A 7,507-nucleotide genomic window follows, 5' to 3' on the forward strand; every position below is an offset into this window, starting at 1 on the left:
TAGTACAAAATGCGGGGGCTGAGCGGCGAATTGTTCAAAATACCCGATTCCATAATTAGGTATTGTTAGTGATAAACCACAACGGATGGGATTTCCAGTCACCTTCCAACTTTGTTCCCCTCCCATAGGAAAGGCATAATTGATTGGTGCCATTGCGAACGCTGTACTTACAGCTAGTGTGTAGTTAACTGCAACGCGCATTACAAACGCGTATCTCTTCTTACTGAATTCCATTATTAATAATCCCCATGATTGAATTCATGTTATCCTTGGATATCGACACTGTTTTAAGAATCTTTAATTATGCAATCACTAATTATCAGCCAGCCGGATGACTGGCATGTTCATTTTAGAGATAATGAGGTACTAGAACATACCGTGGCAGCCAGCGCAGAGCATTTTGCCCGTGTCTTAGTAATGCCTAATCTCAAGCCTGCCTTAACGACGTTGTCTGCAATTAGTGCTTATAGAGAGAGAATTCTTGCGGTTTTGCCCAGTGACCATCGCCTCAATCCCTACATGACCTTCTATTTAAACGAGTCGGTTAGCGCTACGGAGTTGGAACAAGCAGCAGCCACTCCCTATGTATTAGGTGCCAAACTTTATCCAGCAGGGGCAACCACTAATTCAGAAGCCGGAGCCAAGTCGCTACACGCACTTTATCCCTTGCTGGAAGTCATGCAAGAACAGAATTTAGTGCTGCAAATTCATGGTGAAGTAACACACAGCGATATTTTTGAACGTGAGGCCTTGTTTATTGATGAATATTTAAAACCTTTAGTTCTTAATTTCCCTAAGTTACGCATCATCCTGGAACATATTTCCACCGAAGCTGCGGTAAATTTTGTCAGCGAAGCACCAGCAACAGTGGCCGCCACCATTACCCCCCATCATTTAATGTACAATCGTAATCAATTGCTTGCAGGCGGAATTAGACCTCATTACTACTGCCTCCCCATTTTGAAGCATGAACGTGACCAAAAAGCACTGCGGCAGGCAGCATGTAGCGGTAATCCTAAGTTTTTTGCCGGCACGGACAGTGCCCCACACAGCATTCACAATAAAGAAAATGCCTGTGGTTGCGCGGGGATCTATTCAGCACCCTTTGCGCTGGCACTTTATACCCAAGTATTTGATGAGTTAAACCAATTAACGAAACTTAATCATTTTATGAGCCGTTATGGCGCTGAATTTTATCAATTACCCATCAATCAGCAGCAGGTTGAATTGATTAAGTCGCCACAAACTTTAGCAAAAACAATGCCATTGGGTACAGAACAGGTTGTACCGATTGCTGCGGGTGAAACAATCCAATGGAGTATTCATGTCCCCTCTTGATAATGTATTAAGCAGCACAATGAAAGGCCGTTTTCGTGGCTTCCTGCCCGTAGTGGTCGATGTGGAAACAGCGGGGATAAACCCGCAGAAAAATGCCTTGCTGGAAATGTGTGTGGTCTTGCTAACCATGGATAAACAAGGCAATTTACAACGTAGCACCAGTCACTTTGAACATATCCTGCCCTTTTCTGGAGCCGAGCTGGATCAAAAATCGCTAGAATTCAATCAAATCGATCCATACCAACCGCTGCGCTTTGCGTTAGAGGAAAAAATCGCCCTGGAACAGCTATTTAAACCTATTTTTAGTGCGATTAAGCAGCAGAACTGCCAACGGGCAGTTTTAGTCGGTCATAATGCCTGGTTCGATTTATTATTCGTTAAAGAGGCGGTCAAAAGAACGGGGCTACAATCTCCCTTTCATGCCTTTACTTGCTTCGATACAGCCACCTTAGGTGGATTAATTTATGGGCAGACCGTATTAGCAAAAGCGGCTCTAGCGGCAGGCGTTCCTTTTAATCCTAATGAGGCACATTCGGCAATTTATGATGCAGAAAAAACGGCGGATTTATTTTGTGAGATGACGAATACCTGGCGAAGATTACAGCTTAATCATAAAGAGAATAATGACTAGATAGGTAGGTAGCCCGTATCAGCGCAGCTGCGTAGTACGGATATCAGTGCCACAAAACCCGTACTACGACTTCGTCTAATACGGGCTACATGTAAGCTACACGTCTTATAGTGAACCAGAGTGCTCAGCAAGGTATTCTGCAACACCTTGTGGAGAAGCTGTCATACCAGCTTGGCCTTTTCTCCAACCAGCAGGGCAAACTTCGCCTTTTTCTTCAAAGAATTGTACGGCATCAATAGTTCTTAAGAGTTCATCAACATTACGACCAATTGGTAAATCATTCACGACTTGCGAACGAACCATACCTTTAGTGTCGATAATAAACGCACCGCGGAAAGCAACCCCTGCAGCTGGATGCTCTACACCATAAGCTTGGCAAATGCTATGAGTCATATCGGCAGCCATAGTGTAACGAACTGGACCAATTCCGCCTTTTTCTACAGGAGTATTCCTGTATGCGTTATGAGTAAAATGAGAATCGATAGACACAGCAACTACTTCAACATTACGGCTTTTGAATTCATCCATACGGTGATCTAAAGCAATCAGCTCAGAAGGACATACAAACGTGAAATCTAAAGGATAGAAAAACACTAAGCCATATTTGCCTTTGATGTGCTCATGCAAATTAAATTTATCGACAATTTCACCATTACCCATCACCGCAGCTACGGTAAAATCAGGAGCTTTACGTCCGACTAGTACACTCATTCTATGATCTCCATTTGCGCGCAAGAAAGACCCTTGCGCAGATTATTATTATCGAGGGCTGTTTACATTTCGCCAGCTTGAACAAAAGCAAAAATCAGGCCGCTTTGGCCAAGATGGTCGAAATATAATAGACTTTATACGGCAATTGCATCGCGTAACATGGTTTCTAACTCACCTTGCTGGAATAACTCAGCAATAATATCGGAGCCGCCAATCAATTCACCCTTAATATATAACTGAGGGAACGTCGGCCAATCAGAAACTTGGGGTAACATTTGACGAATGTCGGGATTAGCAAGAATATCTACGTAAGCAAAATCAACACCACAGGCCTCGATGCATTGGACTGCACGCGCAGAAAAACCACATTGAGGCATCTTTGGCGATCCTTTCATGTACAGCAGAATCGTATTTTCTGCGATTTGTTTTTTAATTTTTTCGATTGTATCCACGCTCGTGTACCTTTAACATAATAAAAACGCTCATTATGGCGAAAAGCTAGCACGGCCGCAACTTATTTCATTATCCCTACCCAGACACACCCACGTAAACGCAGGTATCGCATTCAACCAAATTTACTAGTAATTATACTAATAACAGGCAGGGGATCTTAAAGAAATATTAATTGAATATCATATTTGTCCTGCTACACTTAGGCAACTCACAAACAAGGAGAACTTAATGACGTTTACATTACCAAAATTGCCCTATGAAATGGATGCTTTAGCGCCACATATTTCGAAAGAAACTCTTGAGTATCATTATGGCAAACATCATCAAGCATACGTGAATAACTTAAATAAGTTAATTCCTGGAACTGAATTTGAATCAATGTCTCTTGAAGATATTATTATGAAATCCAAAGGTGGAGTATTCAATAATGCTGCTCAAATTTGGAACCATACCTTCTATTGGTATTGCCTGAGTCCTAATGGCGGCGGTGAACCAACAGGTAAACTTGCTGATGCCATCAACAAACATTTCGGTTCTTTTAGTGCGTTTAAAGAACAGTTTACCCAAGCAGCAGCGACTACTTTTGGTTCGGGCTGGGCATGGCTTGCTCAAGATAAAGCGGGTGACTTAAAGATTATGAGTACCAGCAATGCCGGCACTCCTATGACTGAAGGCTTAACCGCTCTATTAACCTGCGATGTATGGGAACATGCTTATTATATTGATTACCGTAATGCACGCCCTGATTACATCAGTGCATTTTGGTCATTAGTGAATTGGGAATTCGTCTCTGATAATATGAAGTAAGTGATGGGATAATTGCCGAGTCACTACCATTAGATTAATTGTAGGCGGGGCTTTCAAGTCCAGCCTACGATTTTAATGCCCATAAAAACGGCAATGAGATTATAAAAGGAAGATAGATAATGGCTTTAATTACTAGTTACAATCCCATGCCCATAACCTTTACTCATGGTGAAGGCGTTTGGCTTTATGACGATCAGGGAAAAGCATATCTTGATGGATTAAGTGGGATAGCCGTTTGTGGGCTAGGACATGCTCATCCAGATGTGACCAAAACCATACAAGAACAAGCAGCAAAACTCTTGCATACCTCAAATACCTTTCATATTAAACAACAAGAGTTACTTGCGGAAAAACTTACCTCGATGGCAGGAATGGAGCAAGTATTTTTTGCCAACTCAGGTGCTGAAGCTAATGAAGCTGCTATTAAATTAACGCGACTTTATGGTCATAAAAAAGGTATTGAAACACCCTCCATTATTGTGATGGAGCGGGCATTTCATGGACGCACGATGGCCACATTAACCGCCTCAGGCAGTCGTAAAGTACAAGCAGGTTTTGAACCCTTAGTCCCCGGATTTATTCGCGCGCCCTTTAATGACATCGAAGCCATACGCACCATTGCGGCAAATCGCGAGGATGTGGTCGCAGTGATGCTGGAACCTATTCAAGGTGAAGGTGGAATTTATGCCGCTGAAGAAGGTTATTTGCGTGCAGTAGCCAAATTATGTGAGCAGCATGATTGGATGCTTATTTTAGATGAAATCCAAACTGGAAATGGACGTACAGGTAAGCTGTATGCCTGCATGCACCATGATATTCAGCCCGATATTCTCACCACGGCTAAAGGTCTGGGTAATGGCGTCCCCATCGGTGCTTGCCTTATGAGCAAAAAAGCTACGGATTTATTCAAACCCGGAAATCATGGCTCTACCTTTGGTGGTAATCCACTAGCCTGTGCGACCGCCTTAACCGTATTAGAAATCATTGAGCGTGATAAAATTTGCGATCTCGTTACCCGAAATAGTGCCCTATTGATGGATAAGCTCATTCAAAACTTAGGTGAGCACCCGCATGTTAAGGCCATTCGTGGTAAAGGCTATATGATTGGAGTAGAACTGGATAGACCCGCGATGGATATGCGTAATATAGGTTTAGCCAATGGCATCATCTTTAATGTCACTGCAGATACTGTGGTGCGCTTGTTACCTCCACTCACCATCACTGAAGAAGAGATTGATGAATTGGTGAAACGATTAACACAAACTATTAATCAATTTACCCAGTAATTGGGTGATATACAGGCTGGACGGAAAAGTCCAGCAATATGGTCTAAATACAAACAAAATTAATAAAATATCGCTTTTCCATGCCCCTTTGCAATAAAATTGCTGTCCAATTAAAGGCGAGATGGCCTCAATCGAAATCAACAGGACATTAATTACCCCAAAAAAGTCGAGGGCGTGATTGCTTCGATGATCCCAAGCGCATTTTTTAATTTGGCGGAGCCTTGCATCCAGGCTAAATTAGATTTGCCCTGGATGCACCTTAGCGCCAGAAGTGGCACACTCTTTAAATTGACGACTGTAAATAAAGTTAAAAATATAAAACCCGATACAAATAAATACCAGCAATAAGAAAAACAACGACATTAACTTCGCTTGTTGAATATGAAAAATATTTCGCAGAAAATGACTTAATGAGCTACTTACCAAACACCATAAAAGAAGAAATAACACCACTGAAATAAGTGCATTAATAAGATTTCTAATACCATAGAAATGCGATAAAGACCCAGAATCGACAATACTTAAAGAAAAATATTGCGCCAGCGCATAGCAAATGGAAGCAAAAAAACTACCCCACCCAATGAAAAAACAACTCCAAAAATAATGCCCCCCCAAAAAAGCAACCATACATAAGCTAAATAACAAACCTAGTGCCGCTAAGTGAAAAAGAATATGGTAATTAAAACGCGTGTATAGTGAGATAGAAAATAAATTACCCACAAGCATGCCAACTCCAGCAAAAGAAAGAATTATCCCTATCTGTGAGACTGAAAAATAAAAAGAATAAAAGGGGATGATCATTATGCTCACTAAATTAAGCCACATAAAATTCAAGCTATATAAATACAAAATCGATGACCTGCTTACATTAAGCTCAATTCCTTGCGATTTAAATTGCGACTGCAAAGAAACATTTTTCTGTAAATTCCAATGAACTAATAATAAGAAAACCCTGTAAATCAAAATAACTACAATAGAGGTAACTAACAAATCAGCAAAGGATAACTTATTGAAAAAAAAGCTACCAACAAGCGGACCAATAGCATATCCCAACGTATTGGCTTGCCTGGTGGTAGTAATGACAAAAGGCAAATCCGCATAAGCGCAATAGGTTGCGGTTACTTTATCAAAAAAAATAGACTCCATTGAGGCTAAAAAAACCACACCGGCGAGAACAACGAGTAAATTACTCAGTAGCACTTTATCGGTTAAAATTACCAACCAAAATCCGAGAAATAAGATGAAAATAAAATCAAGGCAACGTTTTAATGCGGTAAATACGTTGGTGCTTTCAAGTAACTTAGGAACAACAAAAAGCAGAACTAAAGTAGGTAAATAAATTAATGCTCCATACAGCGGAAACTCTTCCAGCGTAATATATTGCTGTAATAAGGTATTCAAGATATAGAAATTGAATACCTTAAATAAAACCATCAACAATCCATGGTTGGCCCAAATTTCTAAGAATTGCTTTCTATTCATTCCTAAACACCCCTAGGATAAAGCAAGTAATGACTGATGGTTCTTATCCAAAAGCGCAAGCATGGATAAACTATCCTTAAGCATTGCTTCATTCCCCAATGAATAACAGGTCAAAATCCAAAAAATCCATTTTGCCGCGGAGACATAAATATCTACTTCATTAATCGCTAAAGGCAATGCATAAGCTGCTCTAAAGCGTTTTGCCGCATCCATGTCTAAATACGGTGTCCCATTATTTTTTTGCAGAACCCAACTGGTAACCGTGTCGATAAAATCGATTTCAGCACGCATCAAGCAAAAATTTTCCCAATCGATGAGAAAATGCTCACCCGCATTATTCCAAATAACATTTTTAGGCTTTATATCCGCATGGCAAATAACTAATGATTTCGCCTGTCCCAAACAACTGATGAATTTCTTCACGCTGCATACCACTTATGTTAATGAAATAACGAAAAAAATAGCATCTGCCAGGTTAATTTCAATAAATAATTCATTTGTTCAGGAATATAACAATCTTGTATTTTACATGATGCATTACATTCCTGGTGAAAACAAAGACCCATTTCAACTCAACCTCGATCAAAAAATGCAAATTGCGCGAGTGCTGTCTACGCTACACCAAACTGAGATAGTTAAATATAATAAGAGTTTTTTTAACCTTAAATCCCGTTTCTTTGCCAGTTGCTGGGGAAATCTTATAAGTAATCATGGTTTGACCTTAGTAGAAAAACTGGCAATGCATTATTTGAATAATCCCTTAAAAAATTTGTTAGGTGGCGTGTATGCAAGGGTAACC

The 7,507-nt window shown here is 40.5% G+C and carries 9 protein-coding genes and 1 pseudogene; 5 read left to right on the top strand and 5 right to left on the bottom strand.

From position 1 onward, the window contains the following. Positions 1–201 (bottom strand): annotated as a pseudogene (locus ACQY7T_RS01060) (OmpA family protein); the annotation flags it as partial. A 102-nt stretch (positions 202–303) separates the two neighbouring features. On the opposite strand from ACQY7T_RS01060, the gene pyrC reads away from it, so the two are divergent. Together pyrC and rnt are read left to right on the top strand one after the other, a co-directional pair. Then, a complete protein-coding gene (gene pyrC, locus ACQY7T_RS01065; protein ID WP_428410885.1) occupies positions 304–1,338 on the top strand; it encodes a dihydroorotase in 1,035 nt (344 codons plus the stop codon). After that, positions 1,325–1,969, top strand: coding sequence for a ribonuclease T (rnt, locus tag ACQY7T_RS01070; RefSeq protein WP_428410886.1), 645 nt, complete (start codon positions 1,325–1,327; stop codon positions 1,967–1,969). The genes pyrC and rnt overlap by 14 nt, the downstream gene beginning before the upstream one ends. Before the next feature lie 105 nt (positions 1,970–2,074). Here rnt and ACQY7T_RS01075 read toward each other — a convergent pair whose 3' ends face one another. Then, positions 2,075–2,680, bottom strand: a complete 606-nt coding sequence (locus ACQY7T_RS01075; RefSeq protein ID WP_347572378.1) for a peroxiredoxin C — start codon at positions 2,678–2,680, stop codon at positions 2,075–2,077. Positions 2,681–2,814: 134 nt separating this feature from the next. Next, the gene (grxD, locus tag ACQY7T_RS01080; protein WP_428410887.1) at positions 2,815–3,132 is read right to left on the bottom strand and encodes a Grx4 family monothiol glutaredoxin; all 318 of its coding nucleotides are present in this window, start codon (positions 3,130–3,132) and stop codon (positions 2,815–2,817) included. Positions 3,133–3,361: 229 nt separating this feature from the next. On the opposite strand from grxD, the gene sodB reads away from it, so the two are divergent. Both sodB and ACQY7T_RS01090 read left to right on the top strand, forming a co-directional pair. Beyond that, positions 3,362–3,940, top strand: coding sequence for a superoxide dismutase [Fe] (gene sodB, locus ACQY7T_RS01085; RefSeq protein WP_428410888.1), 579 nt, complete (start codon positions 3,362–3,364; stop codon positions 3,938–3,940). A 119-nt stretch (positions 3,941–4,059) separates the two neighbouring features. After that, positions 4,060–5,226 carry an aspartate aminotransferase family protein gene (locus ACQY7T_RS01090; protein WP_428410889.1) on the top strand — a complete coding sequence of 389 codons (1,167 nt, stop codon included), beginning with the start codon at positions 4,060–4,062 and terminating at the stop codon, positions 5,224–5,226. Between the two features lie 237 nt (positions 5,227–5,463). On the opposite strand, the gene ACQY7T_RS01095 is transcribed toward ACQY7T_RS01090, so the two are convergent. Together ACQY7T_RS01095 and ACQY7T_RS01100 are read right to left on the bottom strand one after the other, a co-directional pair. Continuing rightward, entirely contained in the window at positions 5,464–6,708 is a 1,245-nt protein-coding gene (locus ACQY7T_RS01095; RefSeq protein ID WP_428410890.1) for a hypothetical protein, read from the bottom strand. A gap of 12 nt (positions 6,709–6,720) precedes the next feature. Then, positions 6,721–7,131, bottom strand: a complete 411-nt coding sequence (locus tag ACQY7T_RS01100; protein ID WP_428410891.1) for a phosphotransferase — start codon at positions 7,129–7,131, stop codon at positions 6,721–6,723. Between the two features lie 106 nt (positions 7,132–7,237). On the opposite strand from ACQY7T_RS01100, the gene ACQY7T_RS01105 reads away from it, so the two are divergent. Next, positions 7,238–7,507: hypothetical protein (locus tag ACQY7T_RS01105; RefSeq protein ID WP_428410892.1), on the top strand; the 270-nt coding region annotated here is incomplete at its 3' end.

It is taken from the genome of Legionella sp., assembly GCF_965140895.1.
Lineage (GTDB): Bacteria > Pseudomonadota > Gammaproteobacteria > Legionellales > Legionellaceae > Legionella.